Origin of the sequence: Cupriavidus metallidurans CH34, from assembly GCF_000196015.1 — a bacterium.
Lineage (GTDB): Bacteria > Pseudomonadota > Gammaproteobacteria > Burkholderiales > Burkholderiaceae > Cupriavidus > Cupriavidus metallidurans.
Genome location: NC_007973.1, coordinates 871,061 through 893,689, shown reverse-complemented (window position 1 = coordinate 893,689; position 22,629 = coordinate 871,061). Strand labels below are relative to the sequence as shown.

General features: G+C 64.5%; 26 protein-coding genes. 15 read left to right on the top strand and 11 right to left on the bottom strand.

The window, feature by feature from the left end:
* Window positions 1-9 precede the first annotated feature (9 nt).
* On the top strand, window positions 10-627 hold the full coding sequence (locus tag RMET_RS04110) for a pyridoxamine 5'-phosphate oxidase family protein (RefSeq protein ID WP_011515650.1): 618 nt from the start codon (window positions 10-12) through the stop codon (window positions 625-627).
* Here RMET_RS04110 and RMET_RS04105 read toward each other — a convergent pair.
* On the bottom strand, window positions 624-2,075 hold the full coding sequence (locus RMET_RS04105) for a CoA transferase (RefSeq protein WP_011515649.1): 1,452 nt from the start codon (window positions 2,073-2,075) through the stop codon (window positions 624-626). The two genes, RMET_RS04110 and RMET_RS04105, sit on opposite strands and share 4 nt — an antisense overlap.
* 279 nt (window positions 2,076-2,354) lie before the next feature.
* Here RMET_RS04105 and RMET_RS04100 point away from each other — a divergent pair, with 279 nt between their 5' ends.
* The 7 genes from RMET_RS04100 to RMET_RS04070 all read left to right on the top strand — a co-directional run bounded on the left by RMET_RS04100 (window position 2,355) and on the right by RMET_RS04070 (window position 6,956).
* Window positions 2,355-4,103: a glutamine--tRNA ligase/YqeY domain fusion protein gene (locus tag RMET_RS04100; RefSeq protein WP_011515648.1), complete on the top strand. Its 1,749-nt coding sequence runs from the start codon at window positions 2,355-2,357 to the stop codon at window positions 4,101-4,103.
* A 2-nt stretch (window positions 4,104-4,105) separates the two neighbouring features.
* The gene (locus RMET_RS04095) at window positions 4,106-4,336 is read left to right on the top strand and encodes an RNA-binding S4 domain-containing protein (protein ID WP_008645224.1); all 231 of its coding nucleotides are present in this window, start codon (window positions 4,106-4,108) and stop codon (window positions 4,334-4,336) included.
* 108 nt (window positions 4,337-4,444) lie between these two features.
* Window positions 4,445-4,828, top strand: coding sequence for an MAPEG family protein (locus tag RMET_RS04090; RefSeq protein ID WP_011515647.1), 384 nt, complete (start codon window positions 4,445-4,447; stop codon window positions 4,826-4,828).
* Window positions 4,829-4,867: 39 nt separating this feature from the next.
* The gene (locus RMET_RS04085; protein ID WP_011515646.1) at window positions 4,868-5,461 is read left to right on the top strand and encodes a YceI family protein; all 594 of its coding nucleotides are present in this window, start codon (window positions 4,868-4,870) and stop codon (window positions 5,459-5,461) included.
* 127 nt (window positions 5,462-5,588) lie between these two features.
* Window positions 5,589-5,897 (top strand): hypothetical protein, encoded by a 309-nt coding sequence (locus RMET_RS04080; RefSeq protein WP_011515645.1) that lies wholly within the window; start codon window positions 5,589-5,591, stop codon window positions 5,895-5,897.
* A 132-nt stretch (window positions 5,898-6,029) separates the two neighbouring features.
* Window positions 6,030-6,578, top strand: coding sequence for a YaeQ family protein (locus tag RMET_RS04075; protein ID WP_008645219.1), 549 nt, complete (start codon window positions 6,030-6,032; stop codon window positions 6,576-6,578).
* A gap of 30 nt (window positions 6,579-6,608) precedes the next feature.
* Complete coding sequence (locus RMET_RS04070; RefSeq protein ID WP_008645218.1) at window positions 6,609-6,956, top strand: FKBP-type peptidyl-prolyl cis-trans isomerase; 348 nt, start codon at window positions 6,609-6,611, stop codon at window positions 6,954-6,956.
* Between the two features lie 71 nt (window positions 6,957-7,027).
* On the opposite strand, the gene RMET_RS04065 is transcribed toward RMET_RS04070, so the two are convergent.
* From RMET_RS04065 to RMET_RS04040, 6 genes are all read right to left on the bottom strand, one after another.
* Window positions 7,028-7,255, bottom strand: coding sequence for a sulfurtransferase TusA family protein (locus RMET_RS04065; RefSeq protein WP_008645216.1), 228 nt, complete (start codon window positions 7,253-7,255; stop codon window positions 7,028-7,030).
* A gap of 12 nt (window positions 7,256-7,267) precedes the next feature.
* Complete coding sequence (locus RMET_RS04060; RefSeq protein ID WP_011515644.1) at window positions 7,268-7,864, bottom strand: NUDIX domain-containing protein; 597 nt, start codon at window positions 7,862-7,864, stop codon at window positions 7,268-7,270.
* Between the two features lie 67 nt (window positions 7,865-7,931).
* The gene (locus RMET_RS04055) at window positions 7,932-8,963 is read right to left on the bottom strand and encodes a threonine aldolase family protein (protein ID WP_017515145.1); all 1,032 of its coding nucleotides are present in this window, start codon (window positions 8,961-8,963) and stop codon (window positions 7,932-7,934) included.
* A 40-nt stretch (window positions 8,964-9,003) separates the two neighbouring features.
* Complete coding sequence (locus RMET_RS34085) at window positions 9,004-9,192, bottom strand: 4-oxalocrotonate tautomerase (protein WP_008645213.1); 189 nt, start codon at window positions 9,190-9,192, stop codon at window positions 9,004-9,006.
* Between the two features lie 19 nt (window positions 9,193-9,211).
* On the bottom strand, window positions 9,212-9,985 hold the full coding sequence (locus RMET_RS04045; protein WP_011515642.1) for a class II aldolase/adducin family protein: 774 nt from the start codon (window positions 9,983-9,985) through the stop codon (window positions 9,212-9,214).
* 86 nt (window positions 9,986-10,071) lie between these two features.
* A complete protein-coding gene (locus RMET_RS04040) occupies window positions 10,072-11,316 on the bottom strand; it encodes a YbfB/YjiJ family MFS transporter (RefSeq protein WP_035821692.1) in 1,245 nt (414 codons plus the stop codon).
* Window positions 11,317-11,513: 197 nt separating this feature from the next.
* Here RMET_RS04040 and RMET_RS04035 point away from each other — a divergent pair, with 197 nt between their 5' ends.
* The 4 genes from RMET_RS04035 (at window position 11,514) to RMET_RS33490 (ending at window position 14,491) form a co-directional block, all read left to right on the top strand.
* The gene (locus RMET_RS04035) at window positions 11,514-12,926 is read left to right on the top strand and encodes an NfeD family protein (RefSeq protein WP_029309987.1); all 1,413 of its coding nucleotides are present in this window, start codon (window positions 11,514-11,516) and stop codon (window positions 12,924-12,926) included.
* A gap of 36 nt (window positions 12,927-12,962) precedes the next feature.
* Complete coding sequence (locus tag RMET_RS04030) at window positions 12,963-13,718, top strand: slipin family protein (protein WP_011515639.1); 756 nt, start codon at window positions 12,963-12,965, stop codon at window positions 13,716-13,718.
* A gap of 154 nt (window positions 13,719-13,872) precedes the next feature.
* Window positions 13,873-14,319, top strand: coding sequence for a hypothetical protein (locus tag RMET_RS04025; protein WP_011515638.1), 447 nt, complete (start codon window positions 13,873-13,875; stop codon window positions 14,317-14,319).
* Between the two features lie 34 nt (window positions 14,320-14,353).
* Window positions 14,354-14,491, top strand: coding sequence for a hypothetical protein (locus RMET_RS33490; protein ID WP_017511209.1), 138 nt, complete (start codon window positions 14,354-14,356; stop codon window positions 14,489-14,491).
* A gap of 49 nt (window positions 14,492-14,540) precedes the next feature.
* On the opposite strand, the gene RMET_RS04020 is transcribed toward RMET_RS33490, so the two are convergent.
* The 4 genes from RMET_RS04020 to RMET_RS04005 are packed head-to-tail and all read right to left on the bottom strand — an operon-like array spanning window position 14,541 to window position 18,072.
* A complete protein-coding gene (locus RMET_RS04020) occupies window positions 14,541-15,737 on the bottom strand; it encodes an osmoprotectant ABC transporter ATP-binding protein OsmV (protein ID WP_011515637.1) in 1,197 nt (398 codons plus the stop codon).
* Window positions 15,734-16,384, bottom strand: coding sequence for an ABC transporter permease (locus RMET_RS04015; RefSeq protein ID WP_008645203.1), 651 nt, complete (start codon window positions 16,382-16,384; stop codon window positions 15,734-15,736). Before RMET_RS04015 ends, RMET_RS04020 begins: the two co-directional genes overlap by 4 nt.
* A gap of 10 nt (window positions 16,385-16,394) precedes the next feature.
* Window positions 16,395-17,345, bottom strand: a complete 951-nt coding sequence (locus tag RMET_RS04010) for a glycine betaine ABC transporter substrate-binding protein (protein ID WP_011515636.1) — start codon at window positions 17,343-17,345, stop codon at window positions 16,395-16,397.
* A 10-nt stretch (window positions 17,346-17,355) separates the two neighbouring features.
* A complete protein-coding gene (locus RMET_RS04005) occupies window positions 17,356-18,072 on the bottom strand; it encodes an ABC transporter permease (protein ID WP_011515635.1) in 717 nt (238 codons plus the stop codon).
* Between the two features lie 644 nt (window positions 18,073-18,716).
* On the opposite strand from RMET_RS04005, the gene RMET_RS04000 reads away from it, so the two are divergent.
* The 3 genes from RMET_RS04000 (at window position 18,717) to RMET_RS03990 (ending at window position 22,618) form a co-directional block, all read left to right on the top strand.
* A complete protein-coding gene (locus RMET_RS04000; protein ID WP_011515634.1) occupies window positions 18,717-19,640 on the top strand; it encodes a pirin family protein in 924 nt (307 codons plus the stop codon).
* 322 nt (window positions 19,641-19,962) lie between these two features.
* A complete protein-coding gene (locus tag RMET_RS03995) occupies window positions 19,963-21,531 on the top strand; it encodes an ABC transporter ATP-binding protein (protein WP_029308301.1) in 1,569 nt (522 codons plus the stop codon).
* Window positions 21,524-22,618, top strand: coding sequence for an ABC transporter permease (locus RMET_RS03990; RefSeq protein ID WP_008645196.1), 1,095 nt, complete (start codon window positions 21,524-21,526; stop codon window positions 22,616-22,618). Before RMET_RS03995 ends, RMET_RS03990 begins: the two co-directional genes overlap by 8 nt.
* The last annotated feature ends 11 nt before the right edge of the window (window positions 22,619-22,629 follow it).

Below are 22,629 nucleotides of genomic sequence, written 5' to 3'. Positions count from 1 at the left end.
GACTCTGCCATGCCATCGCACGACATTGCCACACTTGCCGATCTCGAATCGTTGTACGCCGAACCGTCAGGGGCATCGCTTGCCAAGGAGGTGGACTACCTCCACCCGCATTACCGAGCCTTTGTGGAGGCGTCACCGTTCTGCCTACTCTCGACGGCCAGCGGCAAGGGAGGCGACTGCTCCCCACGCGGCGACGCGCCTGGATTCGTGCATGTGCTCGACGATCGCACGTTGTTGCTGCCGGACCGTCGCAGGAACAATCGCATCGACAGCCTGCGCAATATCATTGCCGACCCGCGCGTGGGACTGCTGTTCCTGATTCCGGGCGTCAACGAAACACTGCGTGTCAGCGGGACCGCAAAGATCTCCACGGATCCGGACCTGATCGCCCGCTGCGTGGTGCAGGACAAAGCGCCGACCTCGGTGCTCGTCATCGCAATCCACTTGGTATTCTTCCAGTGCGCCCGCGCGCTGATGCGATCGCACCTGTGGTCCGCCGACGCGCAGATTTCACGCGAGGCGCTGCCGAGCAATGGCACGATCGTCGCAACGCTGAGCCAGAATGCGATCGACGCCGCCACCTACGATCGCGAACTCCCGGACCGCCTGCGCAATAACCTCTACTAGCGCGGCAGCCACTCGGCCGCGTGGGTACCGAGTGGTTCGGAAGGCAACGCCCAATATGCCGGCGTTGCCGATAACTGGGCCGCGTGACGCACCACGGTCAACTCGCCGAAGCCCGACTCCTGCACTTCGAGCAGGTCCGAAATCTCGTCGATGTGCTGGTCGGGCACGCTGAAGCCATCCGGCAGGCGACCTAGCCCGCGCAACCATTGCCCGACCTGGGCCAGCGACACGCGCACATGCCAGCTTCCGCCTTCCACCGCACGGCGGTGCAGCGCCGCCATCGCGCCGAAGGCCAGCAGATACCCCGCGGCATGATCCAGCACCTGTGCCGGGAGCGGCTTCGGCTCGGTGGAGCCCGCTGCACGGGCTTCGTCGTCATTGAAGCCGGTGGCCGTCTGCACGAGCGAATCGAAACCACGCTTGCCCGCCCACGGCCCGACATGGCCATAAGCAGATAGCGACACATAGACGATGCCCGGACGCGCGCGCGCCGCGGCTTCGGCACCGACCCCGAGCTCCGCCAGCCCGTTCGGGCGATACCCCTGCACCACGACATCGGCGCCGTGCAGCAGCTTGTGCAGCGCGCGCTTGTCATCCGCGTCACGCAGATCGAGCTGGCAGGAGCGTTTGCCACGCCCGGTATCGATAACGAGCGGCGGAATCGACGGCAGGTGTGCAGCCGTGACCAGCAACACATCGGCGCCGTGGGCGGCCAATGTCCGCCCCGCCACCGGGCCGGCGATGATGCGCGTGAAGTCGAGCACGCGCACGCCGGACAACGGCCTGGCATCGACATTGATTTCGGCCTGGGGTGCAAATGCCGGCAACGGCATCGGCGGCGCATCGCCGATCCGTTCGATGATGACCGGCGGGAGCCCCCGCAACGCCTGAGCCTGCGGGTGCGCCTGCCATTCGTCATAGGTCCGCATCGCCGCCACGACCATGCCGGCGTCCGAGGCCGCCGCTTCGAAGTCCTCGGCCTTCCACTTGGACAGCGCAGCGCGCACGGCATCCTTGTCGTGCGCGCAATGCAGAAGCTTCAGCACGCCATCCCGATGATGCGGAAAATTCGTATGCAGCCTGACCCAGCGGCCATCGCCGCACGGGTACAGCCCCGCGATCTTGTCCCATAGCTCGGGCGCGGCGCCACCTTTGACGCGCAGATAGCGCTCGCTGCGAAACTCGGCCATGGCATGGCGCATATCGACCGCGACGCCCTGCCAGTTGCCGGTCCGCTGCGCCCACAACGCGGCGGCAGCCAGCGCCGACGCGCCCAGGCTGGTCTGGGCCGCAGTGCCAATGGCGAAGCTGGATGGGAGAACCGGATCGGCGCCGGTCAGCGTCAGATGCCCAAGTGCTTCCGGGGGCATCCCGGCCTCGCGCCAGAGCGCGGCCAAGGCATCGGGGGCAGTTTGGGGGGGAACGGTGGCGAAGGAAGCGGAGTTCATGGCTTGTATTCCAGCAGCGGCAAGCCCCGGACTGTGCGACGATTGCGCACCACGGCCCGAGGTCTACCGCACGATGACGACCCTGATATCTGGTGGATTCTGCACCACTTCAGCCCATCGCGCCGTGAGACGATTCGGAAAAAGCCCCGCAGGTGCCGGGTTACCCCGCAGGCACGGTAAAATCGCCCCATTCCACGGAACATCAGGACCGCAAACCGGGTCAATCCAGGCCCGGACCGTCCGCCCAAGCAATCGAGCCGCCCCCGTTGCGGCGACAACATGAGCCACGACACCAAACCCAACGACACGCCCGCCGCCTCCAACTTCCTGCGGAGCATCATCGACCAGGACCTCGCCACCGGCACCTACGCCGGCCGCGCGGACAAGCAAGGCGACCCGCTGCCGACAGTCATCACGCGCTTCCCGCCGGAGCCGAACGGCTACCTGCACATTGGTCACGCCAAGAGCATCTGCGTGAACTTCGGGCTGGCCCGCGACTATGCCGGCCGCTGCCATCTGCGCTTCGATGACACGAACCCGGTGAAGGAAGACACCGAGTACGTCGACTCGATCATCGATGCCGTGCACTGGCTCGGCTTCTCCTGGGATAGCGCCCAGGCGGGCAGCACGCCGCACCTGTACTTCGCGAGCGACTACTTCGACCAGCTCTACAAGTTTGCCGAGACGCTGATCGAGCGCGGCGTGGCCTATGTGGACAGCCAGAGCGCCGAGCAGATCGCCGCCATGCGCGGCAACTTTTCCGAGCCGGGCAAGCCGTCGCCGTTCCGCGACCGCTCGGTCGAGGAGAACCTGAAGCTGTTCCGCGAGATGCGCGACGGCAAGTACGCCGACGGCGAGCACGTGCTGCGCGCGAAGATCGACATGACCGCCCCGAACATCGTGATGCGCGATCCGGTGCTCTACCGCATCCGCCACGCCCATCACCACCGTACCGGCGACAAGTGGTGCATCTACCCGATGTACGACTTCACGCATTGCATCTCGGACGCGATCGAGAACATCACGCATTCGCTGTGCACGCTCGAGTTCGAAAACAACCGCCCGCTCTATGACTGGGTGCTCGAGCACCTGCGCGACGCTGGCGTGTTCGCCAATCCGCTGCCGCATCAATACGAATTCGCGCGCCTGAACCTGACCTACGCGATCACCAGCAAGCGACGCCTGAAGCAGCTCGTGGACGAGCAGCGCGTGACCGGCTGGGACGATCCGCGGATGCCCACCATCGTCGGTATCCGCCGCCGCGGCTACACGCCCGAGTCGATCCAGCTCTTCTGCGATCGCGTGGGTGTGTCAAAGGCCGATAGCTGGATCGACATGAGCACGCTCGAAGGCGCGGTCCGTGATGACCTCGACGCGCGGGCACCGCGCAGCGTTGCCGTGCTGGACCCGCTCAAGCTGATCCTGGACAACTACCCGGAAGGCCAGAGCGAGGAATGCTCGGCGCCGGTGCACCCGAAGCAGCCTGAAATGGGCCGCCGCGTGTTCCCGCTGTCGCGTGAGCTGTGGATCGAGCGCGAAGACTTCAACGAGAACCCGCCGAAGGGCTACTTCCGTCTGTTCCCAGGCAACAAGGTGCGCCTGCGCTACGGTTATGTGATCGAATGCACCGGCGTCGACAAGGATGCCGACGGCAACGTGATTGCCGTGCACGCGAACTACCTGCCGGAAACCAAGAGCGGCACGCCTGGCGCGGACAGCGTAAAGGTCAAGGGCAACATCCACTGGGTCAGCGCGCCTCACGCGTGTGAAGCCGAAGTCCGCCTGTACGACCGTCTGTTCAACGATCCGAACCCGGATGCCGGTGGCAAGAACTTCCTGGACGCGCTGAATCCGGAATCGAAGAAGGTCGTGACCGCCTATCTGGAGCCGGGCCTACGCGATGCCAAACCAGAGGACCGTTTCCAGTTCGAGCGGCACGGTTACTTCGTGGCGGACCGAGTGGATTCGCAGCCGGGCAAGCCGGTGTTCAACCGCACGGTTGGACTCAAGGACAGCTGGGGCAAGTGAGCATGGCGCAAACCATTACTTTTCCGCTTGATCGCGAGTTCATCGCGCTGAATGACCTGCTGAAGCTTGCCGGCGTCTGCGACAGTGGCGGTGCCGGCAAGGCGCTGGTCGCGGCGGGCGAGGTATCGGTGGACGGTGCGCCCGAGTCGCGCAAGACCGCGAAGATCCGCGCTGGCCAGGTGGTCGGCGTGGGCGGCACCGGTGGTGTGCGCATCAAGGTGGTGGCAGCCTGAACGCCAGGCAGTGCGATCACGGGGCGACGGCACAATGCCGTCGCCTCGTCAACTTGTCACAGATTAGCCGTTTCAAATCGAAGGCGAAGCGGCTTCCAAGGAGCATCAATGCCAATCGCGTTCTGGTGTGTACTCGTGGCTGGCCTGATGCCAGTCCTGACCGTCGCCGTTGCCAAGGCCGGTAGCCGTGGTTACGACAACCATGACCCACGTGCCTGGCTGGAACGACAGAGCGGCCGCGCGCGGCGTGCCGACATGGCTCACCGCAATCATTTCGAGGCATTCCCATTCTTCGCGGCCGCCGTGCTGATCGCCTCGCATCTGGCCGCACCGCAAGCACGAATCGACGAACTGGCGATTGCTTTCATCGTCATCCGGGTTCTGTACACCATTTGCTACCTGACCGATCGCGCCACGCTACGCACGTTGTTCTGGACGGTTGGGCAACTGACAGTGATCGGCATATTCCTGCTGCCCGTCTTCGTTCACTGAGTCTGTCCACGGATTGTGTCCATGAAGCGGAGGCCCCAAATGCGCGTCGTCCTTCCGATTGCCGCAGCACTGCTGGCCTCCCCTGCCCTGGCCGCGCCGGCCACCTACACCGTGGACCCAACACACACCACCGTGTACTTCGGTGCGAGTCACTTTGAACGCACCACGGTTCGTGGCCGCTTCGGCAAGATGGATGGACGCATTCTTTATGACCCCGACAGCGGCACCGGGTCCATCGACTTCACCGTTGACACCGACTCCATCGACACGGGAAACCGCAGTCTCGATGGAGTGCTGCGTTCCGCGCAGTTCCTCGACGCCCAGAACTTCCCCGTTGCCCGGCTACAGGCGAACCGCTTTATTGTCGAGAACGGCAAGCTTGTCGCCGTGGAAGGTTCACTATCGCTCCATGGCATCAGCCAACCCTTGCGCCTCGAGGCCGATCGTTTCAGTTGCGGCGAGACGGTCCTGTTCGGTGTCAGGCGGAACGTGTGCGGCGGCGACTTCCATGCCAGTTTTCCGCGCAGCGCCTTCGGGGTAACACGCTTCCTGCCCGAGGTCGGCGATCTGGTCACACTTCAGGTGTCGGTCGAAGCATCCCCCGCCGGCGCGGCGGAACCTGCGGGAAAATAGCCAGCGGCACAGCCTGTCGAAGGCGCCCCGGCGTCACCTTTAGCTGGAAGAAGTTCAGTAAAATCAGCCCTTTGCCAAGACCATCCAGCCGCGTAGCCTCACTGCGAACGGCGATGCGCGAGCCAAGATGAGCATGATTCACCTGAACGACGTCGTTGCGGCGTCGCTAGCTGCTGCCGGCGCCTGCCTGGCGTGCAGCATTCCCGCCGATTTTCTTCGCCGATTTCCACTCTGGGCCTACAAGACCTATGGCCGTGGCGCGCTGTTGCTGCCGCTGCTCGCCGTCATGGTCGGGACGTTGATCGCTGGTGTAGCCGTTGAAGGCGACATCAACAGTGATGGCGGTATTGCATTGGTGGCGGCCGCCTCGTTCCTGGGCTTGATACTGGCTTCCGCCCTGCTGCGCTTCTGGCTCGCCGACTATCGCAAGCGCTGACCCGGCGCGGGCCAGCCGGGACAATTACCGCCCCGGCTACCCCATTTCCATCGTGTCGACGTCCGGATCACGTATGATTCGGCCTTTCGCGCACAGAGCACGATTGCTGGCGCGTGCCGCTTACCTGATCCCATGGCGCTCAAGTCCACCATTTTCAAAGCCGACCTGTCCGTGTCCGACATGGATCGGCCGTACTACGGCAGCCACACGCTGACCATTGCCCAACACCCGTCCGAGAACGACGCACGCATGATGGTCCGCCTGTTGGCCTTTGCCTGCGAAGCCACCGAGACGCTGACCTTCACTCGCGGCCTGGACGAACCCGACGAACCCGATCTCTGGGACAAGACGCTGACCGGCGACATTTCCCACTGGATCGACCTCGGCCAGCCCGACGAAACCCGGCTGAAGCGTGCCGCCGCGCGTGCCGATCACGTCACTGTCTATACCTACCAGAGCGCCAGCGCACGTGAGTGGTGGAAAGGCATGTCGGGCAAGGCCAGCAAGCTGCGCAACGTGACCATCTACAATGTGCCTTCGGATGCCGTGGAAGCGCTGGCACGTATGGCCCAGCGTGCCATGCGCCTGTCCGTGACCATCCAGGATGGCGACATCTGGGTCAGTGACGACGACCACAATGTGCAGATTACGCGCGAAGTACTCCAGCGCGCGGACGATTGATTCCCAGCCACACTCAAAAGGAAGACTGCGATGCAAACCACTCCCTCCGGCCTGCAATTCGAAGACACCGTCGTCGGTTCGGGCGACGAAGCCAAGGCAGGCAAGCATGTGACCGTGCACTACACCGGCTGGCTCTTCGAGAACGGCCAGGCTGGCCGCAAGTTCGATTCGAGCAAGGATCGTAACGACCCGTTCGTGTTCCCGCTGGGCGCCGGCCACGTCATTCGCGGTTGGGACGAAGGCGTGCAAGGCATGAAGGTTGGTGGCACACGCCGCCTGGTCATTCCCGCCGACCTGGGCTACGGTGCCCGTGGCGCCGGTGGTGTGATTCCTCCGAACGCCACGCTGCTGTTCGAAGTGGAACTGCTCGCGGTCTGAGCCAGAACCCGCCAATAAAAAACGGACGCCTTGGCGTCCGTTTTTTATTGCGCATAAAGCACAACCGGGGATCAACGACGCTTCATGTAGAACACAAAAACCTTGTCGACCTCGGCGTGCGACAGCAACTCATTGCCCGTCTGCTTCGCGAATGCCTGGAAATCGCGCGTGGCGCCCGGATCAGTGGCCAGCACCTTGAGCACTTCGCCACTGGCCATGTCAGCCAGCGCCTTCTTGGTCCGCAGGATCGGCAGCGGGCAATTCAGGCCGCGGGCGTCCACTTCTTTCTGGAAATCCATTCCTCACACCTTCTATTTCTGATAGATGCCGTATTGTAGCGAAGCGCCGAGCAGGCTGAAGTCGGTCGGGCGACGCGGATCGGGAATGTCGTCACCGGTGGCGCGATCATAGAAGCGCACCGGCATTCCGCGGCGCTCCAGGAAATCGGCCACGGCGAAGCCGGTACCCGCATTCCAGATCCGCATCTTCTCCGGTGCCACGAGCTTGTACTCCGCCAACTCTTCCGACAGCTGGATATTCCCGGTCGCCTGAACGTGGTAGGCAATGATCAGCTCGTTCTTGCGCATGAAGTCGTAGACACCGATCAGCGATGCCGACACGGTATCGAGATTGGTCTCTTCCTTGAGCTCGCGTGCCACGCCCAGTTCCGGCGTTTCGTCACGTTCCATAAAGCCGGTCACCAGCGCGAACATCTTCTCGGGCCACACGGCATTGCGTGCCAGCAGCAGCTTGCCCTCGTACTCGACCACGGCCGCCAGCACCGGCAACGGATTGTCCCAATGCACGAATCCGCAGCCATCCCGCAGGCAAACATGGCGATAGCGTCCAGACATTGGCAAATGCTCAAGTTCCGAACCGCATTGCGGGCAAAAACGATAGTTATGCATCGGGGGTCTCCTGTCTTCTGTCTCGTGTCTCGTTATCGTTGGTGAATGCTGGATGCGTAACTGCCCTTCAACCCGAGCAGGCCGTGCGGATATCGGCGGCAAACGCTTCCACGGTGTCTGGCTGCAGGTCCCACGCGCACATCAGCCGGCACCCGCCTGCGCCGATGAAGGTGTAGAACAGCCAGCCCCGGGCGCGCAGCGCCTCGATGGCCGGCAACGGCAGCTCGGCAAAGACGGCGTTTGCCTCGGTCGGGAACATGATGCGCACGCCAGGAATATCGGCGATGCGCTGGTGAAGCAGCGTCGCCATGGCGTTGGCGTGGCGCGCGTTATTCAGCCACACGTCGTTTTCGAGCATGCCGAGCCATGGCGCCGAAATAAAACGCATCTTCGACGCCAGTTGCCCCGCCTGCTTCACGCGGTAGGCAAAGTCCTCCGCCAGCTTGCGGTCGAAGAAAACCACGGCCTCCCCCACGGGCAAGCCATTCTTGGTGCCGCCAAAGCAGAGCACATCGACGCCCGCACGCCAGGTGATTTCTGACGGGTGCACACCGAGCGATGCCACCGCATTGGCGAATCGCGCGCCATCCATATGCACGCGCAACTGGCGCCGCTTGGCGATGGCCGCAATGGCACGCACTTCCTCCACCGTGTAGACGGTGCCCACCTCAGTGGCCTGCGTCAGCGAGACGACACGCGGCTTCGGATAGTGGATATCGGCGCGGCGAGTGACCAGCGCCTCCACCGCATCGGGCGTCAGCTTGCCGTTCTCGCCGGGCGCGGTGAGCAGCTTCGACCCATTCGAGAAGAACTCGGGGCCGCCGCACTCGTCCGTTTCGATATGGGCGAGTTCATGACAGATCACCGAGTGGTAAGACTGGCACAGCGACGACAGCGCAAGCGAATTGGCCGCCGTGCCGTTGAAGACGAAGAAGACCTCGCAATCGGTCTGGAACAGATCGCGGATGCGATCGCAGACCTTTTGCGTCCAGCTGTCGTCGCCGTAGGCCTTCTCATGGCCGCTGGCGTTGGCCTCGAGAAAATACTTAAGCGATTCCGGGCAGAAACCCGCGTAATTGTCCGAGGCGAACTGCTGCATGGTGGAGACTGCGGAGGTCATCGTTCAGCCTTGCTAGAAGTTACTTCTTGTCGGCCCAGAGTTCGCCACCGGTAGCCCAGTTCTCGCGCTTGACGTCGGTGATGATGATGTCGACCGCGCCCGAGGAGCAGCCAAGCGTCTCGCACGTGACACGGGTAACTTCCTCGACAAACTTGCGCTTCTGCTCGACGGTGCGGCCTTCAAACATTTCTACGTGGAAAGTGGGCATTCGTGACTCCTTTGGAATGTCAGTTCTTGTAAGAGGGATCGATTTTATCGAGTTTGCGCAGCAGTGCGGGCCATTCCATCGCGCCCTCGACGGCGCCACCGTCATAAAGCTGCAGAGAGGTCTTGTCCGCAATGGCCGCTGACGGCTGGACGGTAGCGCTGCCGAGCTGCGCGCCGAGCTGGATCTCGCACGCCTTGATCAGCGTGGCCATCAACACGTAGGCTTCCGCTACCGTGCGGCCCACGGTCAGCGTGCCGTGGTTGCGCAGCAGCATGGCCGGGTGCCCGCCCAGCGACCCGGTAAGCCGCCCGCCCTCGGCCGGCGAGAACGCCAGCCCTTCGTAATCGTGATAGGCAATCCGCCCGTGGAAACGCATCGCATGCTGCGAGAGCGGCAGCAATCCCTCGGCCTGGGCCGACACCGCGATACCAGCGGTGTTATGGAGGTGCATCACACAGTGTGCATCGGGGCGGGCCGCATGGACTGCGCCGTGCAGCGCAAAGCCTGTCACGTTGACGGGATGGACGGTTTCGCCGACCACTTCGCCCCGGCTGTTGATCTTGACGAGATCGGACGCGCGAATCTCCTCGAAGGCAAAGCCAAACGGATTGATCAGGAAGTGATCGGGTTCACCAGGCACGGTGGCCGAAATATGGGTGTAGATCAGGTCATCCCAGCGCTCCAGCGCGGCTAGCCGGTAGGCGGCGGCAAGGTCCACGCGCACGCGCGCTTCTTCGTCGCTGATCGGGAAAGCCGGGCCCGCGGCACGGCCGGGCTGCAAGGCGAAAGACATGGGGCAAAGGCTCCGCGCCGCCCTGCAACGCCTGCGCGGGTGCGTCCGGTCGAGTGAGCGGCGGAGCCGATACTGTAGCGCAGTCCTCAGACGCCGGCATGGGCCGGTTTGCCGCCCACCGGCAGCGCGCGCCACATCCAGACGTAGATCAGCGCGCCCAGCAGCAACGCTCCGGCCGCCACCGCCAGCGACGCCGAAAATCCGCCCGTGCGGGCCACCAGCGCGGTGGCCAGCGGCGGCCCCGCGATCTGGCCGAGCGCGTATGCCGCCGTCATCAGGCCGATCAGCTTCGAGGCACGCTGGCCCCACAGGCGCCGCGCTTCACGCATCGCAAACGACACCAGCGCCGTGAACGGCAGGCCCACCAGGAGGCTGCTGAGCGCGAATCCGGCCACGGTCGGCCAGACCGCCGCCACGCCCACGCCGATGGCCTGCATTGTGTACAGCATCATCATCATGCGGCGGTTGTCGTGGTGCATGCCCACGCGCGTGACCAGATACGCGCCCACCATCACCCCTGCTCCCAGGATCGGCCAGAACAGGTCTGCCCAGACACTGCCCGGCATGGCCTGGCGTGCAATCACGGGCAGGAATGTCGCGGTGATGATGTAGCCGAATCCGGCCAGGCCGTAAGCCAGCGTCAGCGCCCAGGTTTCAAGGTCGAGTTTTGGCGTGGGTGCCGGCGCGAGAGTTGGCGCGCTGCCACCGCACGGCGTGTGTAACGCAGGAGGCGGCGAACCGAACACACGCCACACCAGCGCCAGCATGACGGCGCCAAGCACCGCGAACGTCATCCATCCCCAATTGGCCAGCCAGTGCCCCGCCACCATGCCGAACGCCGACACCCCCGTGATCACGATGCCGACCCCCGGCCCGCAGAACATCAGGCCGCCAAGGGTCGGATGGTCGAGTTCGGCGAGTCGCTGCATGCACCACGCGGTCGCGTAGACCATCACCACCGCGCTGGCGATACCGGCCAGCGTGCGCCAGGCGAGCCACGCCACCATGCCGCCCGGGAGCGCCATGGCCAGCGTCAGCACCACGGTCAGCACCAGCGCGCCGCGCACCATGCGCACCGGGTCGGGCCGGATGAACAGGCATAACAATGCACCCAGCAGGTAGCCGATGTAGTTCAGCGTCGCCAGCGCGCTGCCCTCGGCCAGGGACACGGTGCCGTCGTGCAGCATCATCGGCAGCAGCGGCGTGAAGGCGAAGCGCCCGATACCCATGGCCAGCGCCAGCGAGACAAGCCCGGCCAGCGCCACGGCCCACGGGCCAGCGGTTTGCCGGGTCAGCAATCCGGAGGAAATATCGGCATTTGCGGAAGGCATGTGACGGAATCCGGGCTGGCGCCGCATTCGGCGGATTTGACAATGTCGCCAATGCTACGCCTGAATCGTCATACCTGCCGGCAGCCGGCAAGCCCGCGCCGGAACGCGCCGGCACCAATGCGCGATGGCGGAATGTGGCCGGTCGCCTACACTGGAAGTGGCGCGGCCACGGCATTCACTGCGGGCCGCTCCCCGCCATGACACTCGCACCGATCCGAGACTGGCTGGCCCGGGTGCGCTGGCTCGCACTGGGGCGCGCCCTCGGGCTCACCTTGCTGGCGATTTCAGGCGCGCACGCGCAGTCCGCGTCATCCGCATCCACCGCGCCTGCCGTGCCACCGGTCTACGTCATCCCCATCCGGGGCGCCATCAGTCCGGCCAGCGCCAGCTTTGCCGTGCACGGCATCGAGCAGGCCAGCAAGCATGGGGCGCAGCTCATCGTGATCGAGATGGATACGCCAGGCGGCCTGGACAAATCGATGCGCGACATCATCCAGGCCATCATCGCGTCGCCCGTGCCGGTTGCAACATACGTCTATCCCGGCGGTGCGCGGGCCGCCAGCGCGGGCACCTACATCCTCTACGCCAGCCATATCGCCGCAATGGCGCCCGGCACCAACCTGGGCGCGGCCAGCCCCGTCGCGATCGGCATTGGCGGCCCGAAACCGGAAGCAGGTCCGGCACCCGCATCGGCACCTTCCAGCGCTCCGGCGGCCGAGGACACGATGACACGCAAGCAGATGCATGATGCGTCCGCCTACATCCGAGGGCTGGCGCAGTTGCGACACCGCAATGCCGACTGGGGCGAGCGCGCGGTAAGAGAAGCGGTGAGCCTCTCCGCCGACGAAGCCGTGGCGCAGCATGTGGCGGACTTGATCGCCGCCGACCTTCCGGTACTGCTCAGGCAAGTGGACGGCAAACGCATCGAGGCCGCGGGCGCCATGCGCACCCTGCACACGGCGGGCGCGCCCGTGGTCACGCTGGAACCCGACTGGCGCAGCCGCCTGCTCGCCGTCATCACGGACCCGAGCGTCGCGCTGATCCTGATGATGATCGGCATCTACGGTCTGATCTTCGAGTTCTCCACGCCGGGCATGGTCGTGCCGGGCATTGCCGGCGCGATCTGCCTGCTGTTGGGCCTGTTCGCGCTGCAGATGCTGCCCGTCAACTACGCTGGGTTGGCGCTGATAGCGCTTGGCGTCGGCTGCATGACCGCGGAGCTGTTCCTGCCGACGTTCGGCGCGCTGGGCGTTGGCGGCATCATCGCCTTTGCATTCGGCGCCGTGATGCTGATCGACACCGACGTGCCCGGCTTCGGCGTGCCGCTATCGCTGATTGCCACCCTGTCCACGGTGTCGGCGGTCTTCCTGTTCGGCATGTCGATGGTGCTGTTGCGCGCGCGCCGGCGGCCGGTTGTCAGCGGTGCGGACGCGCTGGTTGGCAGCATCGGCGTGGTAATCGACGATGCCCCGGCAGACGGATGGGCAACGGTCCATGGCGAACAATGGCGTATCCACAGCGCTGCCCCGCTGGTACGTGGTCAACGCGTGCGCGTGACGGCGCGGCGTGGGCTGGTGCTCGACGTGACAACCGCGGGCGACCCGTCATGAGCATTCCCACTGAAACAAGAACGGAAGGAGTCTGATATGGCTTTCGGATTCAGCTTCGGCGGCTTGATCTTCCTGCTGGTTCTGCTGGTGATCTCCGCATTTCGCGTGCTGCGCGAGTACGAGCGCGGTGTGGTCTTCATGCTTGGGCGCTTCTGGCGCGTCAAGGGACCTGGACTGGTGCTGATCATCCCCGCCATCCAGCAGATGGTGCGCGTGGACCTGCGCACCGTGGTACTGGACGTGCCCCCTCAGGACGTGATCTCGCACGACAACGTATCCGTCAAGGTCAACGCGGTGATCTACTTCCGGGTGGTCGACCCGGAACGCGCGATCATCCAGGTGGCCAACTTCCTGGAGGCCACGAGCCAGCTCGCGCAGACCACGCTCCGCTCGGTGCTGGGCAAGCACGAGCTCGATGAAATGCTGGCGGAAAGGGAGAAGCTGAACCTCGACATCCAGAAGGTGCTCGACGCCCAGACGGACGCATGGGGCATCAAGGTATCGAACGTCGAGATCAAGCATGTCGACCTCAACGAGACGATGGTCCGCGCGATCGCACGGCAGGCCGAGGCCGAACGCGAGCGGCGCGCCAAGATCATTCATGCCGAAGGCGAATTGCAGGCATCGGAAAAGCTGCTAGAAGCCGCGCAGATGCTGGCGCGTCAACCGGAGGCGATGCAACTCCGCTACCTGCAAACGCTCACCCAGATCGCTGGCGACAAGAGTTCGACCATCGTCTTCCCGTTGCCAATGGGCGTGCTGTCGGCACTTGCCGGCGGAGGGTCGAAATAGCACATTTTGATGCGATTGATTGGCCTCAAGAGTTTGCGCTGGACGCCACAATCGTTCACAACTTCCCTATTGGCATGAGCCGGATCGAGGCCTAGCATCGGCCTCGCCGTCTGCACCTTTGCTGACGGTTTCCTCCACTCATTTCAAGGGCACCATGGCAAGGACTATCGAGCTGTTCGGCTGGTTTGTGTTCAACGTCGCGATTCCATTGCTCGCGCCGTTAGCACTGCTACCGCTAGCCAAGCTGCCCCACTTCTTCCGGGAAGAAAGTCACGGCATCGTACGGCGTGCGATCGAAGGCGGACAGCTACTCTGGGCTGCAATCCCGATGAGCGCCAGCGCCTGCTACCTGCTGGCTTCCGCGCTGGATGAGTCCCACTGGAACCGCCAGACCATGTGGATTGGCATTGCGATGCATGTGTTCCTGATCGTCTTCGCAGCCGTGCTGGTACTGCTGGACGCGATGGAAGCCAGCGCCGCAGTCACGCGTCCACGCGATCGACCCAACTGGGTCTTGAGGATTTCAGTCTGCCTGACGATCGTCAGTGCAGGAGCCTACTTCGGGATCTATGCCGAACTGGTTCGGCCCAGCGGCCTTTGAAAACATCGCAAATCATCAGCCAAGGAGCATCAACATGCAGAAAGCCATCATCAGGTTCCTGGAAGACAACGAACTTCAGCGCAAGGTGATGACCAGGGTCTTCAAAGGGTATCTCGTCGTCTACGCGTCGTGGGTTGCCTGGGGCATCTATCTGAAGCATGCGGCAGCTTGAAGGTGATGCGAATCCTGACCGTGCCACACGGCCGCGGTCAGGAGGCTCCCTACGCGGCGTGCGCTGCCGATTCCGCGGGTGCTGTGCGCTGAGATAACGCCGAGGAAAGGCCGCCCGCCATACCGCGCGACCGGCCCGAGCTGAGATAGTCCGCGATCGATTCCTGCGTCACGTCCCCCAGGTATCCCCCATCGGCATCGAGCACGGGCAGCCAGCTCGTGTTGTGCTGATACATGCGCGACAGCACGATGCGCAGGTGTTCGTCGCACGTCGCCGTGACGGTAAACGGGCGCATGACATCGGCACAGTGCCCGCCAGACGCCATCGCGCCCCGCACATCGCGGCGCGTGACATAGCCAAGCGGGTGCTGCGCGTCGTCGACAACGGGAAGGTGGCGCACGTCGGCATCGTCCATCACACCGAATGCTTCGGCCAGCGGCATGTCGGGCCGGCTGATCGGCGGCATCGTGGCGGCGTCGCCGGCACGCACCAGCAGCAGGCGCTTGAGCGTGTTGTCGTGGCCGACGAAGGCCTGCACGAAATCGTTGGCGGGGTGAGCCAGCAACGCATCGGGATGATCGAACTGCACGAGCTTGCCGCCACGGAACACGGCAACCTTGTCGCCGAGCTTGATCGCTTCATCGATATCGTGCGACACCATGATCACGGTCTTGCCGAGCTGGCGTTGCATCTGGAAGAACTCGTTCTGGATGCTTTCGCGGTTGATCGGATCGACCGCGCCGAACGGCTCGTCCATCAACAGCACCGGCGCGTCGGCCGCCAGTGCCCGGATCACGCCGATGCGCTGCTGCTGGCCGCCGGAGAGTTCGCGCGGATAGCGCTTGAGCATCTTGTCCGGGTCCAACTGCACCATCCGGATCAGTTCGCGCGCCCGTTCACGGCACTGCTTCCTATTCCATCCCAACAGGCGCGGCACGACCATGATGTTCTCTTCGATCGTCATGTTCGGAAACAGGCCGATCTGCTGGATCACATAGCCAATCTTGCGCCGCAGGGTCACGCCGTCGAGTCCGGCCGTGTCCTCGCCATCGATGCGAACGGTACCGGAGGTCGGTTCGATCAGGCGGTTGATCATCTTCAGCGTGGTGGTCTTGCCGCAACCAGACGGCCCCAGGAACACGCAGATTTCGCCACGCGGCACCGCCAGGCTGACGGCATCGACGGCACGCACTTCAGTGCCATCCTTTTGGTGGAAGGTCTTGGCAAGTTTGTCGAGTTCTATCATTGACGGATTCCTTTCGGCGTCAGCGCGCGCTGCAGTGCCTGCAGGCACGCGTCCGCCACAATGGCGAGCAGGCTGACGAGAACCGCGCCCACGGCCAGCTTGCTCATGTTGCTCTGGCTGATCGCTTGCAGGATCAGCACGCCCAGGCCACCGGCGCCGATAACCGCCGCGATCGTGGCCACACCGATGTTCATCACGACGGCGGTACGCACGCCGCCCAGGATCACGGGCACGGCGAGCGGAAGATCCACCAGCCGCATACGCTGCCATGTGGTCATGCCGATGCCGCGGCCGGCTTCCTGGATGCCGGGATCGATATTGGCCAGCGCGGTGTACGTGTTGCGCATGATCGGCAGCAGCGAGTACAGGAACACGGCGGTCACGGCCGGCAGGTAGCCCAACGCGTGGCCGAAGCGCGCGAAGATCGGGATCATCAGGCCGAACAGCGCGATCGACGGCAGCGTCAGCACCACGGTCGCCAACGCCAGCATCGGCCCGGCCAGAAAGCGGTGTCGCGTGATCAGGATGCCGAGTGGCACACCGATGACGATGGCCAACCCGACTGCGGAGCCGACCAGCGCGAGGTGCTCGCCAGTCAGCCGTAGCAGCGTCGGCCAGCTATGGTGAAGGTAGGTCAGCAGATCCATGATGGGCTCCTCAGATCAGGCCATGGCTGCGCAGGAAGTCTCCCGCCACCTTGTCCACCGGCTGCTGGTCGATGTCGACCTGATAGTTCATATCGGTCATCGCCGCGTTGTCGAGCTTGGCGGCGAGCGCGTTGAGCAGGTCGGCAAGTTCGGGATGCGCGTCGAGCGCGGCCTTGCGCACCACGGGCACCGCGTTGTACGGCGGGAAGAAATTCAGATCGTCCTCGAGCAGGACCAGATCGAAGCCCTTCACTCGGCCGTCGGTCGTATAGACCAGGCCCAGGTCCACCTGGTTATTCTTCAGCGCCGTATAGACCAGGCCCGGATCGAGCTGGATGACGTCCTTGCGCGTGAATGGCAAGCCGTAGGCGGCCTTCAGTGGCTCGAGTCCGTCAGGGCGCGCGGCGAATTCCATATCCACCGCCAGCGGGTGCCGCTTGTCCTCGCCATCGGCACGCATTTTCTCGGCATACGCGGATAGCGTGGTGGCGGTGCCGGCGCGCTCCTTCGGCATCGCCAGCGCGTACGTATTGTTGATGGCCGACGGATCGAGCCAGACCAGCCCCTTGGCCGCGTCGAGCGCCTTCACACGCGCGTAGCTCTGCGGGCCGTCCAGCTTTTCCTCGACCTTGTTGAAGACGATCAACGCCGTGCCCGTGTAGTCCCACACGACATCGAGCTGACCGGACTCCATGGCCTGGCGCATCAGCGTGCTGCCCAGCCCCGCGGTCAACGTGGTGTCGACACCGTGGGCACGCAGGTACTGCGATGTCATCGACGACAGGATCAGCTGTTCGGTGAAATTCTTGCCACCGATGCGCACCGGATCGCTGGCGCTTTGCGCGCGTGCCGGGGCGGTGGTCAGCAGGATCGCGGCGAACGCCGCGCCCAGCGCGACGACCAGCCAGTAGAGCCGGCTCTCGGAGAACGGCGCACGGTGTCGGTTCTTGTTGGATCTCATGGATGATTCCTCAGCGTGCCAGCCCGCGGCGGCGCAGGTAGACATGGCCAGCGGTGGCGAACAGCGCGTCCAGCGTGAGGGCCAGCAGCGCGGTGGCGCCGGCACCCAGCAGCAGGAGCGACTGGTTGTTCAGGTAGATGCCCGGGAAGATCAGTTCGCCAAGGCTGTTGGCACCGATCAGGAATGACAGCGGCACGGTGCCAACATTGATCACCAGGCTGATACGCACGCCGGCCAGGATCACGGGCAGCGCATTGGGCAGTTCCACGCGGATCAGTTGCTGGCACGGCGTCATGCCGATGCCGCGCGCGGCTTCGAGCAAGGCAGGCGACACATTGCGCAGGCCCTCGTAGGTATTGCGCACGATCGGCAGCAGCGATGCCAGCCACAGCGCCAGGATGGCGGGCCGTTCGCCAATGCCGAGCACCGCCAGCGCCAGCGCCAGCACCGCCAGCGAAGGCACGGTGTTGCCGACGTTGAAGATCTGCATCAGCCGGTCGGCCCAGCGGTGCATGCAGGGGCGGCTCAGTCCGATTCCGGCGGGGATGCCGGTGGCCAGCGCGAGCGCCATCGAAATGGCCACGAGGCGCAGGTGATCCGCCACATCGTAGAACAGGCGTTCCTGGTACTGGCTGATCACATCGACGCCAATCCAGGCGACGAGTCCCGCCAGTGCGACGGCAACGACGCCACTCCAGGCAAAGGCCCGGATGGTTTGCTTTGACATATTCCCTCTCTCCTCTTCCGGAACGAAAAGCGAAAGAGATTTCGCCGCCACTTCCGAAATGCGGAAAACAAAGGGGCCGGCGGAGTTGATTGGGGGTGCCCGCCGGGGCCCGTTTCAGATTGCCTTGCCGCCATGACCGGCACGATTGCCGGCGGACGGACTTTCGGGTGTCACACCACCGATGGCAGTGGCGAATCACCCTGTTGATGGGGTTCGAGCAAGAAGCCAGAACCCGCAGATTGCGGCGCAACCCGGAGGGCTGGCCAGTGGCGGCGACTGATGTCGTGTCAAACGCGCTTCGGTGGAGCGCCGCCAGGTCAATCGGCCGTTGGCGGATAACGCTTCGCGGGGTTCAGGAAAGGTCCGAGCCCATCGAAATTCACGTCAACGGATGACAAAGAGAGCGCTATTATACACATCTTCTGCGATTTCGTCATCTTCGCGAATTCTGACGCCTCAACGACCCGATTTCACCGGCATTTTTCGGCCGCTGCGGCGTTGCAAAAATGCGCAGGACACACCCATTTTCGTCCCATGCACAGAACAATCTGTTGCCTCCTGCCCCACTACCGCTTTGGCGCCAAAGCCTTACATTGAGTGGGTAGATCCGACGGCCAGAGCGCCGTCTCAATGGAGAGAAATTCATGGACACCACCCGCATCCAGACCGTTCCGGCAACCGCCACGGAAACCGTGCAGCGCTCGCGCAGCGTGGACCGCGTGGTTCGCGGCATCGCCACATCCGACGGCGCCGGCGTCAAGCTGACCCGCGTGCTGACGCAGAACCTGCAGCGCAGGCTCGATCCGTTCCTGATGCTCGATGCCTTTGGCACCGACAACAAGGACGACTACATCGGCGGCTTCCCCGATCACCCGCACCGCGGCTTCGAGACCATCACCTACATGCTGGCCGGCCGTATGCGTCACCGCGACAGCGCCGGCCATGAAGGCCTGCTGGAAAACGGCGGCGCGCAATGGATGGTGGCGGGCGCCGGCGTGGTGCACTCGGAACTGCCCGAGCAGGAGGACGGCCGCATGGAAGGCTTCCAGCTCTGGCTGAACCTGCCGGCCGCGGACAAGATGACGACGCCGTGGTATCGCGACATGCCGGCGTCGGCCATCCCGACCGTGGCGCTGCCATCGGGCGGCACCGTGCGCGTCCTGGCGGGCGCCTCGCATGGGGTGGCAGGTGCGGTGACGCGGCCGGTTACCCAGCCGCTGTACCTGGACGTGCACCTGCCCGCGGGCCAGACGTTCGCGCAGACGCTGACGGCCGGCCATAACGCGTTCCTCTACGTCTATCGCGGCGCGGTCACCGTGGGCGACGCCGATGGCGCCGTGGTTGAGGCCCAGCGCATGGGGGTGCTCGACAACGCCACCCGCGCCGACGGGGTCGTGATCAAGGCCGATGAGGACGCGCGCTTCCTGCTGATCGCAGGTCAGCCGCTGAACGAGCCGATCGCGCAGTACGGCCCGTTCGTGATGAATACGCAGGATCAGATCTACCAGACCCTGGCAGACTTCCGCGATGGCCGTTTCGCCACGATTCCGGCGAATCAGGCCAGTTGACCTGACCGTCTGAGCGCGTCGCCCGACGCGCCCGACGTGCACCCAGCCGCCGCTGGGTCGGGGTTTCCCCGGCCCAGCGGCGGTTTTTCTTTGCCACTGTGGTCGGCACGCGACTTGCAACCTTCCTGGAACCGTTGTGGGGCATGGGAAAGGGGGCAAAGTGACCCGCCGAACCCCCACGCACTTATATAATTCACCGCAAATTCCGGGCATCACGCAACCATGATGATGACGACCTGCCGCGCAGCGATGCTGCGCCACGCACAGCCGCTGTCACGTGCCTGATCTCAACGTTGCTGCCACAACAATTCGAGCCGCCTCAGTGACATTACAAACTCCCTCCAGGCTGGCGCTTGCGCATATCACCAAGCGCTATCCCGGCGTGACCGCCAATGACGACGTCAGCCTTAGCGTCGCGCCCGGCGAAATCCATGCCGTCCTTGGCGAAAACGGCGCCGGCAAATCCACCCTCATGAAGATCATCTTCGGCGCGGTTCGTCCCGACGCCGGCGAGGTGCACTTCAATGGGGCGCCGGTGTCGATCAACAGCCCGCACGACGCCCGCAACCTGGGCATCGCGATGGTCTTCCAGCATTTCTCGCTGTTCGATACGCTGACCGTGACCGAGAACATCGCGCTTGGGCTGCCCCCCAAGGACATCGGCAGCATGAAGCAGCTCGCCGAGCGAATTCGCGCCACGGCCGAACGCTACGGCCTGCCGCTGGAGCCGCACCGGCACGTGCACACGCTCTCCGTGGGCGAACGCCAGCGCGTAGAGATCGTGCGCGCGCTGCTGGCCAATCCCCAGTTGCTGATTCTCGACGAGCCCACTTCGGTCCTGACTCCGCAGGCCGTGGAAACGCTCTTCGTCACGCTGCGCCAGTTGGCCGCCGAGGGCACAAGCATTCTCTATATCAGCCACAAGCTCGACGAGATCCGCGCGCTGTGCCATCACGCGACGGTGATGCGAATGGGCAAGGTCACGGGTGTGTGCGATCCGCGCGAGCAAAGCGCCGCGTCGCTGTCGCGCATGATGATTGGCGGCGAGCCGCCGCGCGAAGCCCGCGTGACTGCCGAACGCGGCCCGGTCCGGCTTGCCGTGCGCGATCTGTCGCTGCCGCCCACGCACCAGTTCGCCACGGAGCTGCAACGTATCTCGCTGGATGTCCATGCGGGCGAGATCGTCGGCATCGCCGGCGTTTCCGGCAATGGCCAGCAGGAGCTGCTGGCCGCGCTGTCCGGCGAAGACGCACGCACGGCAGGTACAGCTGTGCATCTCGACGGCAAGGCGGTCGGCAAGCTTGACGCGCGTGGCCGTCGCCGCGCCGGCCTGGCCTTCGTTCCCGAGGAGCGCCTGGGCCGTGGCGCGGTGCCGGGCATGAGCCTGTCGGCGAACACGCTGCTCTCTCACCAGACGCCGCCGTTCGTCCGCCATGGCATGGTGTCGCCGAAGGCCGCCGATGGCCTGGCGGCCGGCATCATCAACCGCTTCCGCGTCAAGGCAAGCGGCCCCGCCGCGCTGGCGCGCAGCCTTTCGGGCGGGAACCTGCAGAAGTTCATTGTCGGCCGCGAGATCGAGACCGGCCCGAAGGTGCTGATCGTTGCCCAGCCAACCTGGGGCGTCGACGTCGGCGCCGCCGCCCAGATCCACAACGAGATCCTGGCGCTCAAGGCCACCGGCTGCGCAATCCTCGTCGTCTCCGAAGAACTCGACGAACTGTTCGCGATCTGCGACCGGCTACACGTCGTCGCCAAGGGCCACCTGTCGCCGTCGATTCCGGTGGAATCGGCCACGCGCGAGCAAGTGGGCCTATGGATGAGCGGGCTATGGGAAGGTGGGCCAGCCAGCGAGCATGACGGCGTTGCCGCGGAGGTGACCGCCCATGGCTAAGCTCCTCTCCCCCGTCGTGCTCGCGCCGCGCGGTGTCCCCTCGCGCCGCATGGCCTATGCGTCGCCGCTGTTCGCGATCGTGCTGACGCTGTTGTTCGGCGCCATGCTGTTTCTGTTGATCGGCAAGGATCCGATGGCCGCGCTCAAAGTCTTTCTGGTCGATCCGCTCAAGGACAAGCGGGCGATCGGCGAAGTCCTGCTCAAGACCGTGCCGCTCGTGCTCTGCGCGCTTGGCCTCTCCGTCTGCTATCGCGCCAATGTGTGGAATATCGGCGCGGACGGCCAGCTCATTCTCGGCGGCATCTTCGCCGGGGCCACCGTGCTCTGGTTCGACACGCCGGGCAACACCACCAGCGGCTTCGTCGTGCTGGTGCTGGCTTCGCTGGCGGGTGTCGTCGGCGGCATGGTGTGGGCATCCGTCACCGCGCTGCTGAAGGATCGCTTCAATGCCAACGAGATCCTGGTCTCGCTGATGCTGACGTATATCGCGCAGCAATTGCTGCTGTGGGTCGTCAACGGGCCGCTCAAGGACCCGAATGGCATGAACTTCCCGCAGTCGAAGGTGTTCTCCTCGGCATTCCTGCTGCCGAACCTGCTGCCCGGCTCGCGCCTGCACGTGGGCTTCGCGGTGATGCTGGTGCTCGTGGTCATCATGACCGTGTTCGTGTTCCGCAGCTTCGCCGGATACCGCCTGCAGGTGGGCGGCACCGCGCCGCTGGCCGCGCGCTACGCGGGGTTCTCGTCGCGCAATGCGCTGTGGAGCGCGCTGATGGTCTCAGGCGGCACAGCCGGGCTCGCTGGCGCATTCGAGGTCACCGGCCCGATCGGTCAATTGCTGCCCTCGATCTCGCCGGGCTACGGCTTTACCGCGATCATCGTCGCGTTCGTGGGTCGGCTGCATCCGGTGGGCGCCGTGTTTGGCGGCATCGTGATGTCGCTGTTCTATATCGGTGGTGAGATGGCGCAGTCCCGACTGGGCTTGCCGTCGGCAATCGGCTGGGTGTTCCAGGGCATGTTGCTGTTTTTCCTGCTGGCCTGCGACACGCTGATCGATAACCGCCTGCGCTGGCGCGCCCGCGCCGCCTGATCCGGAGCCCA

Excerpts from the sequence above, each read along its gene's own strand:
- RMET_RS04110 (WP_011515650.1), top strand. The coding sequence starts at position 10 with ATGCCATCGCACGACATTGCCACACTTGCCGATCTCGAATCGTTGTAC.
- RMET_RS04105 (WP_011515649.1), bottom strand. The coding sequence starts at position 2,075 with ATGAACTCCGCTTCCTTCGCCACCGTTCCCCCCCAAACTGCCCCCGAT.
- RMET_RS04100 (WP_011515648.1), top strand. The coding sequence starts at position 2,355 with ATGAGCCACGACACCAAACCCAACGACACGCCCGCCGCCTCCAACTTC.
- RMET_RS04095 (WP_008645224.1), top strand. The coding sequence starts at position 4,106 with ATGGCGCAAACCATTACTTTTCCGCTTGATCGCGAGTTCATCGCGCTG.
- RMET_RS04090 (WP_011515647.1), top strand. The coding sequence starts at position 4,445 with ATGCCAATCGCGTTCTGGTGTGTACTCGTGGCTGGCCTGATGCCAGTC.
- RMET_RS04085 (WP_011515646.1), top strand. The coding sequence starts at position 4,868 with ATGCGCGTCGTCCTTCCGATTGCCGCAGCACTGCTGGCCTCCCCTGCC.
- RMET_RS04080 (WP_011515645.1), top strand. The coding sequence starts at position 5,589 with ATGAGCATGATTCACCTGAACGACGTCGTTGCGGCGTCGCTAGCTGCT.
- RMET_RS04075 (WP_008645219.1), top strand. The coding sequence starts at position 6,030 with ATGGCGCTCAAGTCCACCATTTTCAAAGCCGACCTGTCCGTGTCCGAC.
- RMET_RS04070 (WP_008645218.1), top strand. The coding sequence starts at position 6,609 with ATGCAAACCACTCCCTCCGGCCTGCAATTCGAAGACACCGTCGTCGGT.
- RMET_RS04065 (WP_008645216.1), bottom strand. The coding sequence starts at position 7,255 with ATGGATTTCCAGAAAGAAGTGGACGCCCGCGGCCTGAATTGCCCGCTG.
- RMET_RS04060 (WP_011515644.1), bottom strand. The coding sequence starts at position 7,864 with ATGCATAACTATCGTTTTTGCCCGCAATGCGGTTCGGAACTTGAGCAT.
- RMET_RS04055 (WP_017515145.1), bottom strand. The coding sequence starts at position 8,963 with ATGCAGCAGTTCGCCTCGGACAATTACGCGGGTTTCTGCCCGGAATCG.
- RMET_RS34085 (WP_008645213.1), bottom strand. The coding sequence starts at position 9,192 with ATGCCCACTTTCCACGTAGAAATGTTTGAAGGCCGCACCGTCGAGCAG.
- RMET_RS04045 (WP_011515642.1), bottom strand. The coding sequence starts at position 9,985 with ATGTCTTTCGCCTTGCAGCCCGGCCGTGCCGCGGGCCCGGCTTTCCCG.
- RMET_RS04040 (WP_035821692.1), bottom strand. The coding sequence starts at position 11,316 with ATGCCTTCCGCAAATGCCGATATTTCCTCCGGATTGCTGACCCGGCAA.
- RMET_RS04035 (WP_029309987.1), top strand. The coding sequence starts at position 11,514 with ATGACACTCGCACCGATCCGAGACTGGCTGGCCCGGGTGCGCTGGCTC.
- RMET_RS04030 (WP_011515639.1), top strand. The coding sequence starts at position 12,963 with ATGGCTTTCGGATTCAGCTTCGGCGGCTTGATCTTCCTGCTGGTTCTG.
- RMET_RS04025 (WP_011515638.1), top strand. The coding sequence starts at position 13,873 with ATGGCAAGGACTATCGAGCTGTTCGGCTGGTTTGTGTTCAACGTCGCG.
- RMET_RS33490 (WP_017511209.1), top strand. The coding sequence starts at position 14,354 with ATGCAGAAAGCCATCATCAGGTTCCTGGAAGACAACGAACTTCAGCGC.
- RMET_RS04020 (WP_011515637.1), bottom strand. The coding sequence starts at position 15,737 with ATGATAGAACTCGACAAACTTGCCAAGACCTTCCACCAAAAGGATGGC.
- RMET_RS04015 (WP_008645203.1), bottom strand. The coding sequence starts at position 16,384 with ATGGATCTGCTGACCTACCTTCACCATAGCTGGCCGACGCTGCTACGG.
- RMET_RS04010 (WP_011515636.1), bottom strand. The coding sequence starts at position 17,345 with ATGAGATCCAACAAGAACCGACACCGTGCGCCGTTCTCCGAGAGCCGG.
- RMET_RS04005 (WP_011515635.1), bottom strand. The coding sequence starts at position 18,072 with ATGTCAAAGCAAACCATCCGGGCCTTTGCCTGGAGTGGCGTCGTTGCC.
- RMET_RS04000 (WP_011515634.1), top strand. The coding sequence starts at position 18,717 with ATGGACACCACCCGCATCCAGACCGTTCCGGCAACCGCCACGGAAACC.
- RMET_RS03990 (WP_008645196.1), top strand. The coding sequence starts at position 21,524 with ATGGCTAAGCTCCTCTCCCCCGTCGTGCTCGCGCCGCGCGGTGTCCCC.